We start from the raw sequence: 18,594 nt of genomic DNA, 5'->3' as shown, positions 1-18,594 counted from the left end.
ACGCCTGCCGCAACGGCGGCCTGCTGGAGCATCACTGCGAGGTGGCCACCCTCTGCGCAGAACTGACGGAGCTGCTGCAATGCCGCGGCCAGCCCGCCGCCGCCGAGGATCTGCACACTGAAGTACAGCGAGTGATACAGGCCACCGCCGCGAACTATTCTTCCATGTACCAGGATGTCGCCAACGGCCGGCGCACCGAAATCAGCTACCTGCTGGGCTATGCCTGCGCCGCCGCGGCACGCCACCACCTGAGCCTGCCCCACCTGGAACGACTGCAAGAGCGGCTGACCAGCCACTTGGTGAGCCACGGCTTGCCAAGCGACTGATCGGCGGCGGCCCTGCCCCACATCGCCCTTGCGAAGTGTTCAGTCCGCGCTTTTGCAAAAGCCCGCGGCAAAAATCGACGGTTTGATACACTCAGTCACGGTCGGCTGCCGATCGAGGCCCGCCGCTTCTCTTACCTTGCCAGACAGGACCCGCGATGCCCCTGCGCCAGCGCCTAGAAAACCTTCCGGTCGGTCAGAAACTCCTCGCCGCGCTGCTGGTGCTGCTGATCACCGTATTGCTGGTCGCCAACCTGACCTTCATCAGCGCCGCCTACTGGATTTCCCAGGAAAGCATGGCGCCCCAGGCACTGCAGACCATCGGCCGGCTGGTATCGAACCCGGGCCTCGCCAGCCAGGCCCTGGAATCCCCGGACAATGCCCAAGCCCTGCTCAAGGAGCTCAACAGCTATTCGCCGTTGCGGGCCGCGGCCATCTATGACGGCAAGGGCGAGCGGCTGGCCCAACTGCAACACAGCGACCGCCTGAAATTGCCGGAACGCTATCGGCACGTCGAGGCCTGGCGCCTGACCGAGTTTCGCAGCAACCAGGTCATCGACATGCCCCGCCCCGGGCAGGCGCCCGGGCATCTGCTGCTGGTGGCCAGCAGCGAACTGCCGGTGGCCTTCTACACCGGCACCTTCACCGCCAGCCTGGGCATCCTGATCTTCAGCGTGCTGCTGTGGCTGATCATCGCCCGGCAGATCAAGCGGCTGATCACCCAACCGATCCACGAACTCGAGGAGCTGTCGCGCCAGGTTACCCGCGAGGAAAACTATTCGCTGCGCGCCTCACGGGGCAACCACGACGAAATCGGCAGCCTGGCCGAGGCCTTCAACACCATGCTTTCGCGCATCGAAGCCCGCGAGCAGCAGCTCAAGCGCGCCCGCGACGAATCCCAGGCGGCCTACGACCAGGCCCAGGGGCTGGCCGAGGAAACCCGCCATACCAACCGCAAGCTCGAACTCGAAGTCCAGGTACGCAGCAAGATCGAAAAGAAACTCACGGGCTTTCAGAACTACCTCAACAGCATCATCGACTCCATGCCCTCGGCGCTGATCGCCCTGGACGAGCAGTTGTACGTCACCCAATGGAACCAGGAAGCCAGCGCCCTGTCCGGGACCCGCCTGGACGAGGCGCTGAACCAGCCGATCTTCCTCGCCTTCGAACCGCTAAAGCCGTTCCTGCCGCAGCTCAAGGACACCGTCGAGCAGCACACCGTGGCGAAGATCGAGCGCGTCACCTGGATCAAGGACGACGAAGCCCGCCACTATGCCCTGACCTTCTATCCGCTGATGGGCGGTGCCGGCCGCGGCGTGGTGATCCGCATCGACGACATCACCCAGCGCCTGTCCCTGGAAGAGATGATGGTGCAATCGGAGAAAATGCTCTCGGTCGGCGGCCTGGCCGCCGGCATGGCCCACGAGATCAACAACCCGCTGGGCGCGATCCTGCACAACGTGCAGAACATCCGCCGACGACTATCCTCGGAGCTGCCGAAGAACCTCGAATACGCCGAGCAGGCGGGCATCGACCTGGGCACCGTCAACCAGTACCTCACCAGTCGCGAGGTGCCACAATTGCTCGACGGCATCCAGCAAGCCGGCGCGCGGGCAGCGAAGATCGTCACTCACATGCTCAGTTTCAGCCGGCGCAGCAAGCGGGAAATGGCGCCTTGCGACCTGCCGGCGCTGATCGACCAGGCGGTGGAGATCGCCGGCAACGACTTCGACCTGACCATCGGCTTCGACTTCAAGGGCCAGGCCATCATCCGTCAGTTCGATCCGCTGCTCGGGCCGGTTCCCGGTACCGCCAACGAGTTGGAGCAAGTGTTGCTGAACCTGCTGAAGAACGCCGCCCAGGCCATCCACCAGCGCGACGACGACCGCGAACCCGGGCGCATCACCCTGCGTACCCGGCTGAATCCGCCATGGGCGGAAATCCAGGTCGAGGACAATGGCATCGGCATGCCCGAAAGCATCCGCAAGCGCACCTTCGAACCGTTCTTCACCACCAAGGAAATCGGCCAGGGCACGGGCCTTGGGCTGTCGGTTTCCTATTTCATCATCACCAACAACCACAAGGGCCAGATGGAAGTGCAATCGACTCCCGGCCAGGGCACCTGCTTCACCCTGCGCCTGCCGCTGGCGAGCAACCAGGCCCTTCTCCCCGAACTCAATAAAACGGAGCTGTAACCATGGGTTTTCGCCTGTCGAAGATTTACACAAGGACCGGTGACACCGGCGAAACCGGGCTGGGCGACGGTCGTCGCGTGCCCAAGGACCATCCACGGATCGAAGCCATCGGCGAGGTCGACAGCCTCAACAGCCAGCTCGGGCTGCTCCTGGCGGGGTTGGCCGAACTGGTGGTGATCCACCCGGAACTGGAAGAAGTGATCGAGGTGCTCGCGCCTTGCCAGCATCGGTTGTTCGACCTCGGCGGCGAATTGGCAATGCCGGAGTACCAGGCGCTGGACAAGAGCGAAATCGAACGGCTGGAAGCCGCTATCGACCGCTGGAACGAAGAACTCGGCCCCCTGGAGAATTTCATCCTGCCGGGCGGCTCGGTGCTGATAGCCCAGGCCCACGTCTGCCGCAGCCTGGCGCGCAGTGCCGAACGCCGTTGCCAGCAGCTCAATGCCCTGGAACCGTTGGGTGGCGTCGGACTGGCCTACATCAATCGGCTATCGGATCTGTTTTTCGTAACGGCCAGGCTGATTGCCCGGCGCGAGAAGATTGCCGAGATCCTGTGGGAAGCGGCCAAAAAGCCGGTTTCCCACTGAAGGTGAAATAAGCCGAACCTGTGCGAGCGGGCTTGCCCGCGCTGAGGGCGAAGCCCCCAAAAACAGCCCCCCGTCTGCCGGCCGGACCCGAGTCGCTGGCTTTACGGCTGCTTCGCAGCCGAACGCAGGCAAGCCCGCTCGCCACCAGAAGTGCCTGCAGCCCGAGGCAATCGACCAGTCATTGCGGCCAGAACGCCCGAATACCCGCTACACCCTGCGCCCCGGTGCCCCAGGCTCGCGAAACATCAGCAGGTCCAACCCCGCCCAGCAGATACACCGGCCTGTTGAAACCGGTAATCAACTGCCCGGCCTGCTCCCAGCCAAGCGGCTTTGCATCCGGGTGGGTCTGGGTTGGCCGCACCGGCGACAAGGTGACGAAATCCACCCCCATCTGCTCGGCCAATGCCAGCTCCTCGGCGTCATGGCAGGACGCAGCCAGCCAGCGCTCCTTGGGCAGCGGCCGCCCGGCGGCGGCGTACTTGCGCAATTGCGCCGACGTGATGTGCCAGCCAGCCGAGGGGAAGTCCCCCAGCCATTCGAATGGGCCCTTGAGCATCAACTGCGCCTTGCCGGCACACAACCCAACCGCATCGACCGCCAGGTCGCGATACTTGGGATCGAACCCATTCGGTGCACGCAGTTGGACCAGCCTGATGCCACTGGCAATCGCCTTCTGGATACCCTGCAGCAATTGCGGGGTCTCCAGCCCATCCGGGGTGATCAGGTATTCACCCGGCAAGCGCGCGGCCGCGACGATCGGCTGGTTGGCTGCCGGAAACTCGTAGTTCGACAGCTCCCGAGCGGTCACCCAGGCCAGGGGCTGACCCTCGGCACCATGCGGTTCGCCGGTGAAGGCCGAAACTTCCCAGACATCCAGCAACACCTGCTTGTCCGGGTAATCGTGCTGCACCTTGATCAATGGACGAGCTTCGCTGACCACGATCCCCAGCTCTTCCTGCAGCTCACGGGCCAGGGCCACCCGGACCGCTTCGCCCTCCTCGACCTTGCCGCCGGGGAATTCCCACAAGCCGCCCTGGTGCTGGGAATCGGCACGTCGAGCGATCAGAATCCGCCCATCGCTGCCTCGGATAACGGCCGCTGCCACCTGTACGCGTTTCACGCTGAAAACTCCTATCAATCTGCCGTTTACCGGGGGCGCCGAACCTGGACCCCGCGCGGGGCACTTGCATACGGTACTTGATGATCGTTCCCAGGCTCCGCGTGGGAACGCAGCCCGTGACGCTCTGCGTCACAAGAGCGGGCGCCCAGAGAGGTATTCCCACGCCGAGCGTGGGAACGATCGGTATCGGCCGTTTGCCCACCCTCCACAAACCTCGCCGCGGGCTACTTACGTACGGTATTCCGCGTTGATCTTCACGTATTCGTGAGACAGATCGGTGGTCCAGATGGTTTCGCTGCAATCGCCGCGCCCCAGTTCGATACGGATGGTGATCTCTTCGCGAGACATCACCGCCGCCCCCTGCTCCTCGGTGTAGGTTGCGGCACGGGCACCACGGCTGGCGATGCACACCTCGCCCAGGAACACGTCGATCCTGCTCACGTCCAGGTTCGGCACACCGGCGCGGCCGACCGCGGCCAGGATACGCCCCCAGTTCGGGTCGGAGGCGAACAGCGCGGTCTTGATCAGCGGCGAGTGGGCCACAGTGTAGCCCACATCCAGGCATTCCTGATGAGTGCCGCCGCCATTGACTTCGACGGTGACGAACTTGGTCGCGCCTTCACCGTCACGCACGATGGCCTGGGCCACTTCCATGCAGACTTCGAACACCGCCTGTTTCAGCGCGGCGAATAGCGGGCCGCTGGCTTCGGTGATTTCCGGCAGGTCGGCCTGGCCGGTGGCGATCAGCATGCAGCAGTCGTTGGTCGAGGTGTCGCCATCGATGGTGATGCGGTTGAACGACTTGTTGGCACCGTCGAGCATCAGGTTCTGCAGCACTTCTCGGGAAACCTTGGCGTCGGTGGCGATGTAGCCGAGCATGGTCGCCATGTTCGGCCGAATCATCCCGGCGCCCTTGCTGATGCCGGTCACGGTGACGGTCACGCCATCATGCTGGAACTGGCGGCTGGCGCCCTTGGGCAGGGTGTCGGTGGTCATGATGCCGGTAGCGGCAGCGGCCCAGTTGTCCACGGAGAGGTCGTCCAGGGCCGCCTGCAAGGCACCCTCGATCTTCTCGACCGGCAGTGGCTCGCCGATCACGCCAGTGGAGTATGGCAACACGGCATTGGCATCGACGCCCGCCAACTCGGCCAGCTTGGCGCAGGTGCGCGCGGCAGCGGCCAGGCCTGGTTCGCCGGTACCGGCGTTGGCATTGCCGGTGTTGGTCAGCAGGTAACGGACCGGGCCCTGCACACGCTGCTTGGCCAGGATCACCGGCGCCGCGCAGAAAGCGTTCAAGGTGAACACGCCGGCCACCGTGGAGCCCTCGGCACATCGCATCACCACCACATCCTTACGCCCGGGGCGCTTGATTCCGGCCGAAGCGATACCGAGTTCAAAACCGGCAACCGGGTGCAACGTTGGCAAAGGACCAAGACCAACAGCCATGAATGCGCTCCTCTCAGGGTGATAGCCACTGTCGCCACAACGGACAGTGTTTCAAATGGAAAAACGCCGCGACGGCTGATGCCGGTCGCGGCGCGGGTGTTTCAGTGTCCGGCAGAAGCGTTAGTTGATCTGACCGTGACAGTGTTTGTACTTCTTGCCCGAACCGCAGTAGCACAGTTCGTTGCGGCCCAGCTTCTGTTCGTTGCGTACCGGTGCGGCGGCCAGGGCAACATCGACTTCTTCACCCTGCTGCTCGGCTTCCGACGCTTCCAGGCCAGGCGCCTCGGCGTGCTGGAACTGCATGCGCTGGGCCAGTGCCTCGGCTTCGCGACGCAGGCGGGCTTCCTCTTCGGCCGGATCTTCGCGGCGCACCTGAACGTGGGAGAGCACGCGGATCGAGTCGCGCTTGATCGAGTCCAGCAGTTCGGAGAACAGGGTGAACGACTCGCGCTTGTACTCCTGCTTCGGGTTCTTCTGCGCATAACCACGCAGGTGGATACCGTGACGCAGGTGGTCCATGGTCGACAGGTGGTCTTTCCACAGGTCGTCCAGCACACGCAGTACGATCTGTTTCTCGAACGTGCGCAGGGCTTCGGCGCCAGCCTGATCCTCCTTCTCGTTGTACGCCGCCAGCAGCTCGTTGAGCAGCTTCTCGCGCAGGGTTTCCTCATACAGGTGATCGTCTTCGTCGAGCCACTGCTGGATCGGCAGCTTCACACCGAAATCGCTCTCGATGGCCGATTCGAGGCCCGCCACATCCCACTGCTCGGGCAGCGACTGTGGAGGAATATGGGCGCTGACGGTGGCGTTGAGCACGTCCTGGCGGAAGTCGGCGATGGTTTCGCCGATATTGTCCGCCGCCAGCAACGTATTACGCATGTGATAGATCACTTTACGCTGTTCGTTGTTGACGTCGTCGAACTCGAGCAGTTGCTTGCGGATATCGAAGTTGCGACCTTCGACCTTGCGCTGGGCCTTCTCGATGGCGTTGGTCACCATGCGGTGCTCGATCGCCTCGCCTGGCTGCATGCCCAGAGCCTTCATGAAGTTCTTCACCCGATCGGAGGCGAAGATACGCATCAGGCTGTCCTCCAGCGACAGGTAGAAGCGGCTGGAACCGGCGTCGCCCTGGCGGCCGGCACGACCGCGCAACTGGTTGTCGATGCGCCGCGACTCGTGACGCTCGGAAGCGATCACCTGCAGGCCACCCGCCTCGAGCACCTGCTGGTGGCGCTTCTGCCAATCGGCCTTGATCTGCGCGATCTGCTCCGGCGTCGGGTTTTCCAGGGCGGCGACTTCGACTTCCCAGTTGCCGCCCAGCAGGATGTCGGTCCCCCGACCGGCCATGTTGGTGGCGATGGTCAGAGCGCCCGGACGACCGGCCTGGGCAATGATTTCCGCTTCCTTCTCGTGGAACTTGGCGTTCAGGACCTTGTGCTCGATGCCCTTCTGCTTGAGCAGATTGGACATGTGCTCGGAGGTCTCGATGGTCGCGGTCCCCACCAGCACCGGGCGGCCCTGCTTGAGGGACTCCTCGATGTCGGCAATGATCGCCGCGTACTTCTCGTCGGCGGTGAGGAACACCAGGTCGTTGTAGTCCTTGCGCGCCAGCGGCTTGTTCGGCGGGATGACCACCACGGACAGGCCGTAGATCTGCTGGAACTCGAACGCCTCGGTATCGGCGGTACCGGTCATGCCGGACAGCTTGGTGTACAGACGGAAGTAGTTCTGGAAGGTGGTCGAGGCCAGGGTCTGGCTTTCGGCCTGGATGTTGAGGTTTTCCTTGGCCTCGATGGCCTGGTGCAGGCCCTCGGACAGGCGACGGCCCGGCATGGTACGGCCGGTGTGCTCGTCGACCAGGACTACCTGGCCATCCTGCACGATGTACTCGACGTTGCGGTGGAACAGCTTGTGCGCACGCAGGCCGGCATAGACGTGGGTCAACAGGCCCAGGTTGTGCGCCGAGTAAAGGCTCTCGCCCTCGGCCAGCAGGCCGACCTGGGTGAGCATTTCCTCGATGTACTGGTGACCGGCCTCGTTCAGCTCGACCTGGCGGGTCTTCTCGTCGATGGTGAAGTGACCCTCTTTGGTCACCACGCCCTCGACTTCCTCGACGTGCTGGGTCAGGCGCGGGATCAGCTTGTTGATCTCGGTGTACAACCGCGAGCTGTCTTCGGCCTGGCCGGAGATGATCAGCGGGGTACGGGCTTCGTCGATCAGGATGGAGTCGACTTCGTCGATCACGGCGAAGTTCAGCTCGCGCTGGAACTTCTCCTCCATGCTGAACGCCATGTTGTCGCGCAGGTAATCGAAACCGAATTCGTTGTTGGTGCCGTAGGTGATGTCGGCGGCGTAGGCGGCACGCTTCTCTTCCGGCGGCTGGAACGGGGTGACCACACCCACGGTCAGGCCGAGGAACTCATACAGTGGACGCATCCAGTTGGCGTCGCGGCGAGCCAGGTAATCGTTGACCGTCACCACGTGCACGCCCTTGCCGGACAGCGCATTGAGGTAAACGCCCAGGGTGGCTACCAGGGTTTTACCCTCACCGGTACGCATTTCCGCGATCTTGCCTTCGTGCAAGGTCATGCCGCCAATCAACTGCACGTCGAAGTGGCGCATGCCCATGACACGCTTGCCAGCCTCACGGGCCACGGCGAAGGCCTCCGGCAGGATCTGGTCGAGGGTTTCACCTTTGGCTATGCGGGCCTTGAACTCACCGGTCTTGGCGCGCAACTGCTCGTCCGAAAGGGCCACCATTTGCTCTTCGAAGGCATTGACGATCTGTACCGTCTTGAGCATGCGCTTGACTTCACGCTCGTTCTTGCTTCCAAAAAGTTTCTTTAACAAAGGCGCAAACATATCGGCAGGTTCTTCCACACATAGGGATGGAGGGCGGCCCCAAGAGTCGCCCGAGCAGCCCTCATGGCCGCATGCGAACGAGTATTCTACCCGGAAACGGTGGTGAGAAAAGTGGCGTTATTCCACGATACTGGCACAGCGCTTTTACGGGGCCACTCTAAAATAGGGTCTTTTTCCCGAACTTCAAGCCATCAAGCCCGGAACTTGGGTGCAGACTTTAGGGGCAAAGCCGGCCCGCATCAATGGGGACCGGCTGCGCAGGTGGTTTCTGCTACCATGGCGGCTCTGTTACCTAAGGTGTCCAAATCATGGCATTTCGCCCTCTTCCGGCCCGGGCGCCCGCCGTCCTGCTTCGCGAAGCCAAGCCGCTGAAGGCGATTTTCGGCCATGCGCAGCGTCTGGCGCACCTGCAGCGACTGTTGGAAACCCAGTTGCAGCCGGCTGCCCGCGAGCACTGTCATGTGGCGTCGTGGCGCGAAGGCACCCTGCTGCTGATCGTCACCGACGGGCACTGGGCGACCCGCCTGCGCTACCAGCAGAAGCGCCTGCAGCGGCAGTTGCAGGCCTTCGACGTGTTCAGCGGACTGGTCCGCATCCTGTTCAAGGTGCAACCACCGACCGTGCAGCAGAATGCCGCAGGCCATACCCTGGACCTTTCCGCCAATGCGGCGCAAACCATCCAGGAGACGGCCGAAGGCATCAGCGACCCGAAACTGCGCGCCGCCCTCGAACGCCTGGCCAGCCACGCCCGCCCCAAGGCCTGAACCCTCAGCGCCGCTTGCCGCCGCCAAGCAGCGAGCCCATCAGGCCGCGCACCAGTTGCCGCCCCAACTGATTGGCGGCCTGGCGCACGGCGGACTTGAGTGCCTGCCCGGCCACCGAGCCGAGAAACTCGCCCGCCTTGTCCGCCAGGCTCGGATCTTGCGTTGCAGGCTTGTCGACCGAGGCCCCGGATGCGGCCACCGGCGCCTGGCGAGCCAGCAGGATTTCATAGGCCGACTCACGATCGATGGGCTTGTCATAACGGCCAAGCAGCGGCGAGCCGGCGATCAGCGCCGCTCGCTCGGCCCCGCTCAACGGGCCTATCCGTGATTGTGGCGGCGCGATCGATACGCGCTGGACCATGGCCGGCGTACCCTTGTCCTGCAAGGTTCCCACCAACGCTTCGCCGATCCCCAGTTCCGTCAGTACCGACAAGGCATCGAACGCCGGATTGGGACGAAAGCCCTCGGCGACGGCTCGCAACGCTTTCTGTTCCCGCGCGGTGAAGGCACGCAAGCCATGCTGGATACGCAAACCCAGTTGCGCCAGGATGCTGTCGGGCAGATCACCCGGCGACTGGGTGACGAAGAATACCCCGACGCCCTTCGAGCGAATCAGCCGGACCACCTGCCCCAGGCGGTCCTGCAGGGCTTTCGGGGTACCGGCGAACAGCAGGTGCGCCTCGTCGAAAAACAGGGCCAGCAGCGGCTTGTCGGCATCGCCACGCTCGGGCAATTGCTCGAACAATTCCGCCAACAGCCACAACAGGAAAGTCGCATAGACCTTGGGCGCCTCATGCACCAGGCGGCTGGCATCGAGCAGATGAATCCGCCCGCGACCGTCGCCGGCCGGCTGCAGGATATCTTCCAGTTGCAGGGCCGGCTCACCGAACAATGCCTCGGCGCCCTGCTGCTCCAGGCTGGCCAGGCGCCTCAGCAATGCCTGGCTGGAGCCGGTGGTCATCAGGGCCGCGTCCTCACCCAACAGTTGCGGATGCTCCTTGAGGTGATTGAGCAGGGCCTTGAGGTCCTTCAAGTCCAGCAACAGCAAGCCTTCGCGATCGGCCACCTTGAAGGCGGCATACAGGGCCGACTGCTGGCTGTCCGTCAGTTCCAGCAAGGCGCCGATCAGCAGCGGTCCCATTTCACTCAGGGTTGTACGCAACGGATGACCGGATTGCCCGTGGACATCCCACAAGGTGAGTGGATAGCCACCAGCCTTGTAGTCGAGCCAGGGCATGCCGGCGATCCGTTCGGCAATCTTGCCCTGGGGATTGCCCGCAGCGCCGAGACCACAGAGATCACCCTTGATATCCGCGGCGAACACCGCCACGCCGGCATCGCTGAACGTCTCCGCAAGGCGCTGCAAGGTGACGGTCTTGCCGGTCCCGGTCGCCCCGGCGATCAGGCCGTGACGATTGGCCAGGCGCAGGGCCTGGCCGACGGCCAGACCGTCCTGGCCGGCACCGAACACAAGTTGTGAAGCATCGCTCATATCATGCCCTCCGGTTGATCCCACGCACGGAGAAGCCGTGGCTCATCACCTTGAGGTCAATAATAGAAGAGATATCGGAGGCAGGAACGCCAGCCCCGCGCTTGCGCTCAGGGCTGGGGCTTGTCAGCCTCGGGCGTTTCCCGCAGTCGCCGCCAGAGCTCGGCGGCACCGGGAAACTCGGTACCGTCCTCGCTGCTCATGGCTTCGGGGTCATAACGGCTGAGGCAACCCTCGCCCAGGGTGGGCGGCGCCTTGGAGGTTGCCTTGTCGAGTGGATCGCCCATCACCAAACCTCCAGGCCCGCCAGCGGGCTGTCACAATGGCTGTCAGAACACCACGGTCTTGTTGCCGTGCACCAGCACGCGGTCTTCCAAGTGGTAACGCAGGCCACGGGCCAGCACCATCTTCTCGACATCGCGACCGAACCGCACCATGTCCTCGATGCTATCGCTGTGGCTGACACGGACCACGTCCTGCTCGATGATCGGACCGGCATCCAGCTCTTCGGTCACGTAGTGACAGGTCGCGCCGATCAGCTTCACCCCACGCATCGAAGCCTGGTGGTAAGGCTTGGCGCCGACGAACGACGGCAGGAAGCTGTGGTGGATGTTGATCACCTGATGGGCATACTCCTGGCACAGTTGTGGCGGCAGGATCTGCATGTAGCGCGCCAGCACCACCACATCGGCTTCGTGATGCTTGACCAGGCGCGAGACCTCGGCGAACGCCGGCGCCTTGTCCTGCGGATTCACCGGCACGTGGTAGTAGGGAATGCCATGCCATTCGACCATGCTGCGCAGGTCGTCGTGATTGGAGATCACACAGGCGATATGACAATCCAGTTCGTCACTGTGCCAGCGGTGCAGCAGGTCGGCCAGGCAGTGGGACTCGCGACTGGCCATCAACACAACGCGCTTCTTCTGCTCGGTGTCGGTGATGCGCCAGGTCATGGAAAACTCTTCGGCGATCGGCGCAAACGCCTCGCGGAACGCCTCCAGGCCGAACGGCAGGCTGTCGGCACGAATCTCGTGACGCATGAAGAACCAGCCGCTCTGATTATCGGAATGATGGCTCGCCTCGGTGATCCAGCCGTTATAGGACGCCAGGAAATTACTGACTTTGGCAACGATGCCAACGCGGTCGGGGCAAGCGATCACCAGCCGGAAAGTGCGCATGAGGGGGAAACTCCAGAACTTCGCAAAGGCCGCCATTCTAGCGATTGCGCGGCAAAACTGCAGTATTCCTTGCAAGAACAGGCCCGCCGGGCATTTCCCGGGCCTCGTCGCAGGCGTTCAGCAACGCGCCTCGCGGCAATTGCGATAGTTCCGCGCCCCGTCCGCCAGACTATTTTCAGGGGCCCCGGACACAACATCTAACTGACACACATCGGCAAAGTTTAAAGTATGAAATGCAACAAACATTATCTTAATTGTTTACTTGAGCAAATTGTCTGACTACTATTATGGCACTGTCCCTGTCAAACACGAATCACATAAGGTAGTGCTCATGTCCCTGATCAACAAATATCGCGCCACGGAAGAAGCTATCAAAGAACTGCAAGCGCAGATGGCCGCGATGGAAAAAGACGGCGCCCTGAAAAAGGAAATGGAATTCGAAGAGCAACTGCGCGCCCTGCTGGCCAAGTACGGCAAGTCGCTGCGCGACTGCCAACTGATCCTCGACCCACACGCCAAGGAAAAAGCGCCACGTGGCGCTGCGGTCAAAACTACTGGCACCAAGCGTGCGCGCAAGGTCAAGCAGTACAAGAACCCGCACAACGGCGAAGTCATCGAAACCAAAGGTGGCAACCACAAGACTCTGAAAGAGTGGAAAGCCAAGTGGGGTGGTGACGTGGTTGAAAGCTGGGCCACTCTGCTGGGCTAAGCGAAATACCCGTAGTAGAGCTCTGCGCTCCGCCAGGAAAACGCCAGCTTGCTGGCGTTTTTTTATTGACTCGTTTACCCCGCCGGCCTACTCAGGAAGGGAAATGTTAAAACGAGTGCACAAATACCGTGCATGCTGCTGCCATTCGTCGAGCACTTTTGCCTGTTCCGGCGTGGCATTGCAAAGACTGCTGGCGAGTGCCCGCTGAAATTGCTCCAGGGTATTCGGCGCGCCCAGGCTGGCGTCACTCAGGCGCTCTCGGCAAAATCGCTGCCAGCGCTGTTGTTCTTCCTCACTCAAGCTCCCGGGAAAGTTCCGTGCACGATAACGGAAGAATAATTCAGGCAAGCGCTCATCATCGAAAGGCCACTGCTCGCGAGCCAGTTGCTCGGGTCCGCAATTGCGAACTTGTTCACATAAACGACGATCCCGGTCACCAAGAAAACCGTCGTATAACTGCTGCTCAGGGTCCTCGCTGGGCGTGAAATCCTCGGCCGCGTAAATCGCCCCGACTTTATCCTGCCAAACTTCCCGTGCGTCATTCAGTCGCAGGCACCGGGATTCGTAAAGCGCCATATCCAGTTGCAGGCGCTGCTGGTCCGGCTTGCGTAAAACACTCATCGGCGCCACTACCGGACAGCGGTTGACGTGAATCAACTTGAGCGGCACCGGTAGTTGCCCCTCGGCTATGTCCTCGCGGCGGGTGTACAGATGCCGACGCAGTGCTTCGGCATCGAGGTCCAGCAGCGGCTGCGGATCCTCATGCAGGTCGCAGACAATCAATGCATTGCGGTTGCGTGGATGCCAGGCCAGCGGCAGAACCACCCCCAGGTAGCCGCGGGCGGCGGAAAAACGTCCGGAGATGTGCACCAGGGGCTGCAACAGGCGGATCTGGTCGAGCACACGCTGCTTGCTGCGCAACTGGAACAGCCAGTCATACAGCCGCGGCTGCCTTTCCCGGATCAGCCGCGCCAGCGCGATGGTCGCCCGCACATCGGACAGAGCCTCGTGGGCATGACCATGGTCGATGCCATTGGCCGCGGTCAGCCGTTCCAGCCGGAGGGTCACCCGCCCATCCTCCCGCGGCCAGACGATTCCCTCCGGGCGCAGCGCATAGGCGGCACGCACCACGTCGATCAGGTCCCAGCGGCTGTTACCTCCCTGCCATTCGCGGGCATAGGGATCGAAGAAGTTCCGATACAGGCTGTAGCGGGTCACCTCATCGTCGAAACGCAAGGTGTTATAGCCGGCGCCGCATGTTCCCGGCCGAGCCAACTGGGCGTGCACCCGTGTCATGAAGTCGGCCTCGTCCAGGCCCTGGCTGGCCAGCAGGCCCGGGGTGATGCCGGTAATCAGGCAGGCAGCCGGATGGGGCAGGATGTCCTCGCTGGGCCGGCAATAGAGGTTGACCGGCTCATCGATCTCGTTGAGCTCGGCATCGGTACGGATGCCCGCCACCTGCAAGGCGCGATCGTTACGCGGATTGATCCCGGTGGTTTCGTAGTCGTACCAGAAGATTGAGGTCACGGCAGATTCCTGAACAGAAGACGGCAGCAGTCTAGGCGCTCGACCGCCCGATGGGCCAGACGCAGGGCACAACTTATCCATACCATCGATTGCAGGGCCGCCCAGCAAGAGTTCAGTTGCGCAGCCCGCCAGCGCTGGCTAGGATCGGCCCACATATCGATCATGTGCCAGATTCCACGCCTGACAAGGAATGCACCGCTGCCAACGCCACTGGACACCCGTCATCAGGTCGAAACCCCGGAGGGTATCGACCTGCCCCTGCGCCCGGCCGGCCTGCCGGTGCGGGCGGTCGCCTTCGCCATCGACCTGGGCGTACGCGGCGTGATCCTCGGGGTACTGCTGGCGCTCCTGGCGCTGCTGGACAAGCTGGGCGCCGGTCTCGGCTCGATCCTGCTGTTCCTGATCAGTTGGTGGTACATGGTGCTGTTCGAAGTGCTCAACCAGGGGCGTTCGCCCGGCAAACAACTGATGGGGCTGCGAGTGGTGCACGACGACGGTACGCCGATCGGCTGGTCCGCCTCGCTGACCCGCAACCTGCTGCGCTTCGTCGACATGCTGCCGTTCGGCTACTGCCTGGGCGCGCTCAGTTGCCTGCAGCACCCGACCTTCAAGCGTCTCGGCGACCTGGCCGGCGGCACTCTGGTGATCTACCGCGAACAGGCGCTGAAACGCCCCAGCCTGCCTGACGCCACGCCCCGCACCGCAGCGTTCGCCCTACGCCTGAACGAACAGCGGGCCCTGCTGAGCTTTGCCGAACGCCAGGGCGAACTGTCCGCCGAGCGAGTCGAGGAACTGGCCGCCCTGCTGGCTCCAACACTGCGGGTACCCCCGTCACTGGCGGTGAGCGAGCTCAACGGCATTGCCCGCGGCCTGCTGGGGCCGACATGAAACAGGGTCTTTTCGAAAGCCGCCATCAATCCGAGTGGCAACGCTTCGGCGAATTGCTCGAGCAGTTGGAACGCGGCAAGGCAAAGGCCGATGCGAGCACGGAGTTTCCCGCGGCCTACCGGCGGTTGTGCCATCAACTGGCCCTGGCCCAGGAACGCGGCTACAGCAGTCACCTGGTCGACCCGCTGCAACAACTGGCCCTGCGCGGGCACCAGCAACTCTACCGGCATCGCAGCCGCCTGGGCAGCCAGTTGCTGGGCTTCGTCCTTGCCGATTTTCCCCGCCTGGTACGCCAGCAGTGGCCCTTCGTTCTCGCGGCCGGCCTGCTGTTCTTCGGCAGTCTGTTGCTGACCGGCGTGCTGGTCTACCTGTTCCCCGACCTGGTCTACAGCATCGTCAGCCCCCAGCAGGTCGCCGACATGCAGAGCATGTACGACCCCGACTCCAGCCGGCTGGGGCGTACCGCCGCACGGGCCTCCAGCGAGGATTGGGCGATGTTCGGCTACTACATCATGAACAACATCGGCATTGCCTTCCAGACCTTCGCCGCAGGCCTGCTGTTCGGCCTCGGCAGCCTGTTCTTCCTCCTGTTCAACGGCCTGACGATCGGCGCGGTGGCCGGCCACCTGACCCAGATCGGTTTCGGCCAGACCTTCTGGTCCTTCATCATCGGCCATGGCGCCTTCGAGCTGACCGCCATCGCCCTGGCCGGCGCCGCCGGCCTGCAGCTGGGCTGGTCGCTGCTGGCGCCAGGCCGCCTGCGCCGTGGCGAAGCCCTGCGCCTGGCGGCGAAAAGCAGTATCCGCATGATTGCCGGGGTCATCCTGTTCCTGCTGATTGCCGCCTTCATAGAAGCCTACTGGTCGTCCATGACCCGACCGACGAATACGGTCAAGTACCTGGTGGGCGGCGGCCTGTGGCTGCTGGTAGGCAGCTACCTGCTTTTCACCGGACGGAACCGCCATGCGCCTGACTGACGCCAGCGTCGCCATCCGCCCGCGCAGCACCTGGGAAGCCATGGACCTCGGCATCCTGCTGGCCCGCCAGCACCGTGGCCTGCTGATGGTCAGTTGGGCGATCGTCACCCTGCCGGTCTTCGCCCTGCTCAGCCTGCTGTTCTGGGAACATCCATCGATGGCCATACTGCTGTTCTGGTGGCTGAAACCGGCCTTCGAACGCCTGCCGCTGCACATCCTGTCCAAGGCGCTGTTCGGTGACACCCCGACGTTGAAACAGGCACTGCTGGCCTGGCCACGGCTGCTCAAGCCGCAATTGCTGGCGAGTCTCACCTGGCGCCGCCTGAGCCTGAGCCGCAGCTTCACGCTGCCGGTGCAACAGCTCGAAGGGCTCGGCGGCCAGGCCCGCCAGCAGCGCCTGCGTGTCCTGCTGCCCCAGGCGAGCCGCGGCGCCCACTGGCTGACGCTGATCGGCGTGCATCTGGAAACGGTACTGTGGATCGGCTGCATGGCCCTCTTCTATCTATTGCTGCCGCGCCAGATCGAACTCGATTGGGACTGGCAGAAAGTGGTGCTCGCCGCCCAATTCGACTGGTGGTGGCTGGAGCACCTGACCAATCTGTTCTACGCCCTGGCGCTGATTGCCTGGGAGCCGGTCTACGTCGCCTGCGGCTTCAGCCTCTACCTCAACCGACGTACCGTGCTGGAGGCCTGGGACATCGAACTGATCTTCCGCCAACTGCGCCAGCGACTGGCTCCGGCCATTGCCAGCCTGATGATCGGTGGCCTGCTGCTGATCGCCAGCCCGGTTCCGGGCATGGCCGCCGAGCCACCGGCACCGAACAGTCCGCGTCTGCTGCAACAACCGCTGACCAGCCAGCAGGCCCACAACTCGATCACCACGCTGCTGGACGCTCCCCCCTTCAAAAACCGCGAAACCATCACCCGCTGGCGATTGGCGCAGCCTTCCGAAGAACAACAACCCAAGGCGGCTCCCGGCTGGCTGCAGAGCCTCCTCGGCCTGCTCGACAGCCATACCTTCGGCCGACTCGCCGATGGCCTGTCGGTATTGCTCTGGGGCACGCTGTTCGGCTCGGTCGCCTGGCTGCTCTGGCACTACCGCGACTGGCTGCAGACCTTCGTCAACCGACGTCCGGGCAAGCCGGCCAAACCCCGCGTCGATGCCCCGGCACAACTGTTCGGGCTCGAGCTGGGCGTCGACAGCCTGCCCGAGGATATCGCCGCCGACGCCGAAGCCCTCTGGCCCAACCAGCCACGCGAGGCCATGAGCCTGCTCTATCGCGGGCTGTTGAGCCGCCTGCTGCACGATTTTCAACTGCCGTTGAAGAGCGCCGACACCGAGGGCCAGGTCCTGGCGCGGATCGCACAGTTGCAGCACCCGGCCCTCCAGGCCTTCAGCCAGCAACTCACCCGCCACTGGCAGAATCTTGCCTATGGCCACCGCCTGCCGCCGCCGCACCTGCAACAGCAATTGTGCAACGACTGGCGCGAGCTGTTCGGCCCCCAGGTGCGCCCATGAAACGCCGCTGGTGGTTACTCGTTGCCGGACTGATCGGCAGCCTGCTGCTCGGCCTGGGCGTGTACCTCTACCCTCTGGCAGAACCCCATGAGGTGGTCATCGACCATGGCCCCTCGCCCGAGGCCCGCGCCTATCCCTATCTCGCCGCGGAAAGCTTTCTGCGTGAACGCGGTCTCGAGGTCAACCACGCCAACGATCTGCGCATCCTGCCGGACCTCGACCCGCGCCACCACACCCTGATGCTCCTGGGCGATCGCTCGAACATGACCCCACGCCAGGCCGACCAGTTGCTCAACTGGGCGCGCGCCGGCGGGCGGCTGCTGTTCGTCGCCCAAGCGCTGTGGGACCCGAAGCTGGGCCGCAGCGGCGACCTGTTGATGGACCGAGTGCAACTGCGCCAGTCCCTGAGCCGGGATCTCAAGGACGACGGCCCGGAGCCCGAAGACAAGTACTACCCGAAATTGACCCGGATGTACCTTGAGGGTGAAGACGCCCCCGCCTACTTCAGCTTCGATACCGCCTTCCATCTGTCCGATCCGAAGAACCTGGTGCAGTCCTGGGCCAACAGCGCCACTTCCACTCATCTGATGCAGATGAACTACGGCCTGGGTTCGGTCACCGTACTGACCGATGCCGACCTCTGGACCAACACCGCGATCGGCCGCTACGACAACGCCTGGCTGCTCTGGTACCTGGCCCAGGATAGCGCCGTCACCCTGCTGTTCAACACGGCCCACGACAGTCTGTTCAGCCTGCTGCTGCGCTACTTCCCCCAGGCGCTCGCGGCCCTGGCCGCGCTGATTGCGATGTGGCTGTGGCATGTCGGCCTGCGCCATGGCCCATTACAGGCACCGGCCCCGAAAGGTCGCCGACAACTACAGGAACACCTGCGGGCCAGCGCCGACTTCCTGTTGCGCCGCAGTGGCCAGCAAGCGTTGCTGCGGGCCCTGCAACAGGACATTCTGCGCCGCGCCCGCAGGCATCACCCCGGTTTCGAACGGCTGGCTGTC

At 63.5% G+C, this 18,594-nt stretch carries 16 protein-coding genes; 9 read left to right on the top strand and 7 right to left on the bottom strand.

Going from position 1 to position 18,594, the window contains the following annotated elements; all coding sequences use genetic code 11:
- The 3 genes from K675_RS0124060 to K675_RS0124050 form a co-directional block, all read left to right on the top strand.
- Positions 1-326: ketopantoate reductase C-terminal domain-containing protein (locus tag K675_RS0124060; protein WP_017906029.1), on the top strand; the 326-nt coding region annotated here is incomplete at its 5' end.
- Positions 327-481: 155 nt separating this feature from the next.
- Entirely contained in the window at positions 482-2,518 is a 2,037-nt protein-coding gene (locus K675_RS0124055; protein WP_017906028.1) for a sensor histidine kinase, read from the top strand.
- A 2-nt stretch (positions 2,519-2,520) separates the two neighbouring features.
- A complete protein-coding gene (locus tag K675_RS0124050; RefSeq protein ID WP_017906027.1) occupies positions 2,521-3,105 on the top strand; it encodes a cob(I)yrinic acid a,c-diamide adenosyltransferase in 585 nt (194 codons plus the stop codon).
- Positions 3,106-3,283: 178 nt separating this feature from the next.
- On the opposite strand, the gene K675_RS0124045 is transcribed toward K675_RS0124050, so the two are convergent.
- The 3 genes from K675_RS0124045 to secA all read right to left on the bottom strand — a co-directional run bounded on the left by K675_RS0124045 (position 3,284) and on the right by secA (position 8,533).
- Positions 3,284-4,225 (bottom strand): Nudix family hydrolase, encoded by a 942-nt coding sequence (locus K675_RS0124045; protein WP_017906026.1) that lies wholly within the window; start codon positions 4,223-4,225, stop codon positions 3,284-3,286.
- A 228-nt stretch (positions 4,226-4,453) separates the two neighbouring features.
- Complete coding sequence (gene argJ, locus K675_RS0124040) at positions 4,454-5,671, bottom strand: bifunctional glutamate N-acetyltransferase/amino-acid acetyltransferase ArgJ (protein WP_026145497.1); 1,218 nt, start codon at positions 5,669-5,671, stop codon at positions 4,454-4,456.
- 120 nt (positions 5,672-5,791) lie between these two features.
- Complete coding sequence (gene secA, locus K675_RS0124035) at positions 5,792-8,533, bottom strand: preprotein translocase subunit SecA (RefSeq protein WP_026145496.1); 2,742 nt, start codon at positions 8,531-8,533, stop codon at positions 5,792-5,794.
- Positions 8,534-8,841: 308 nt separating this feature from the next.
- On the opposite strand from secA, the gene K675_RS0124030 reads away from it, so the two are divergent.
- Complete coding sequence (locus K675_RS0124030; protein WP_017906023.1) at positions 8,842-9,297, top strand: DUF721 domain-containing protein; 456 nt, start codon at positions 8,842-8,844, stop codon at positions 9,295-9,297.
- Between the two features lie 4 nt (positions 9,298-9,301).
- Here the strand turns inward: K675_RS0124030 and K675_RS0124025 are convergent, their stop codons facing one another.
- The 3 genes from K675_RS0124025 to purU form a co-directional block, all read right to left on the bottom strand.
- The gene (locus K675_RS0124025) at positions 9,302-10,789 is read right to left on the bottom strand and encodes a helicase HerA-like domain-containing protein (protein ID WP_017906022.1); all 1,488 of its coding nucleotides are present in this window, start codon (positions 10,787-10,789) and stop codon (positions 9,302-9,304) included.
- A gap of 107 nt (positions 10,790-10,896) precedes the next feature.
- Positions 10,897-11,073, bottom strand: a complete 177-nt coding sequence (locus K675_RS33445) for a hypothetical protein (protein WP_017906021.1) — start codon at positions 11,071-11,073, stop codon at positions 10,897-10,899.
- A gap of 42 nt (positions 11,074-11,115) precedes the next feature.
- Positions 11,116-11,964, bottom strand: coding sequence for a formyltetrahydrofolate deformylase (gene purU / locus K675_RS0124015; protein WP_026145495.1), 849 nt, complete (start codon positions 11,962-11,964; stop codon positions 11,116-11,118).
- Positions 11,965-12,295: 331 nt separating this feature from the next.
- Between purU and mvaT the strand changes: the two genes are divergently transcribed.
- Positions 12,296-12,673 (top strand): histone-like nucleoid-structuring protein MvaT, encoded by a 378-nt coding sequence (gene mvaT, locus K675_RS0124010; protein WP_017906019.1) that lies wholly within the window; start codon positions 12,296-12,298, stop codon positions 12,671-12,673.
- Between the two features lie 87 nt (positions 12,674-12,760).
- Here the strand turns inward: mvaT and sbcB are convergent, their stop codons facing one another.
- On the bottom strand, positions 12,761-14,200 hold the full coding sequence (sbcB, locus tag K675_RS0124005) for an exodeoxyribonuclease I (RefSeq protein ID WP_017906018.1): 1,440 nt from the start codon (positions 14,198-14,200) through the stop codon (positions 12,761-12,763).
- A 162-nt stretch (positions 14,201-14,362) separates the two neighbouring features.
- Here sbcB and K675_RS0124000 point away from each other — a divergent pair, with 162 nt between their 5' ends.
- The 4 genes from K675_RS0124000 to K675_RS0123985 form a co-directional block, all read left to right on the top strand.
- Positions 14,363-15,088 carry an RDD family protein gene (locus K675_RS0124000; protein WP_017906017.1) on the top strand — a complete coding sequence of 242 codons (726 nt, stop codon included), beginning with the start codon at positions 14,363-14,365 and terminating at the stop codon, positions 15,086-15,088.
- Positions 15,085-16,065 (top strand): stage II sporulation protein M, encoded by a 981-nt coding sequence (locus K675_RS0123995; protein WP_017906016.1) that lies wholly within the window; start codon positions 15,085-15,087, stop codon positions 16,063-16,065. Before K675_RS0124000 ends, K675_RS0123995 begins: the two co-directional genes overlap by 4 nt.
- Positions 16,052-17,584, top strand: coding sequence for a DUF4129 domain-containing protein (locus K675_RS0123990; RefSeq protein ID WP_017906015.1), 1,533 nt, complete (start codon positions 16,052-16,054; stop codon positions 17,582-17,584). The genes K675_RS0123995 and K675_RS0123990 overlap by 14 nt, the downstream gene beginning before the upstream one ends.
- Positions 17,581-18,594, top strand: a 1,014-nt coding sequence (locus K675_RS0123985) for a DUF4350 domain-containing protein (protein ID WP_017906014.1), incomplete at its 3' end; no start/stop codon positions are given. The genes K675_RS0123990 and K675_RS0123985, both read left to right, overlap by 4 nt.

Origin of the sequence: Pseudomonas fuscovaginae SE-1, from assembly GCF_000364705.1 — a bacterium.
Taxonomy (GTDB): Bacteria; Pseudomonadota; Gammaproteobacteria; order Pseudomonadales; family Pseudomonadaceae; genus Aquipseudomonas; species Aquipseudomonas fuscovaginae_A.
The sequence above is the reverse complement of the archived record's forward strand: the minus strand, read 5'-3'. Positions and strand labels throughout refer to the sequence as shown.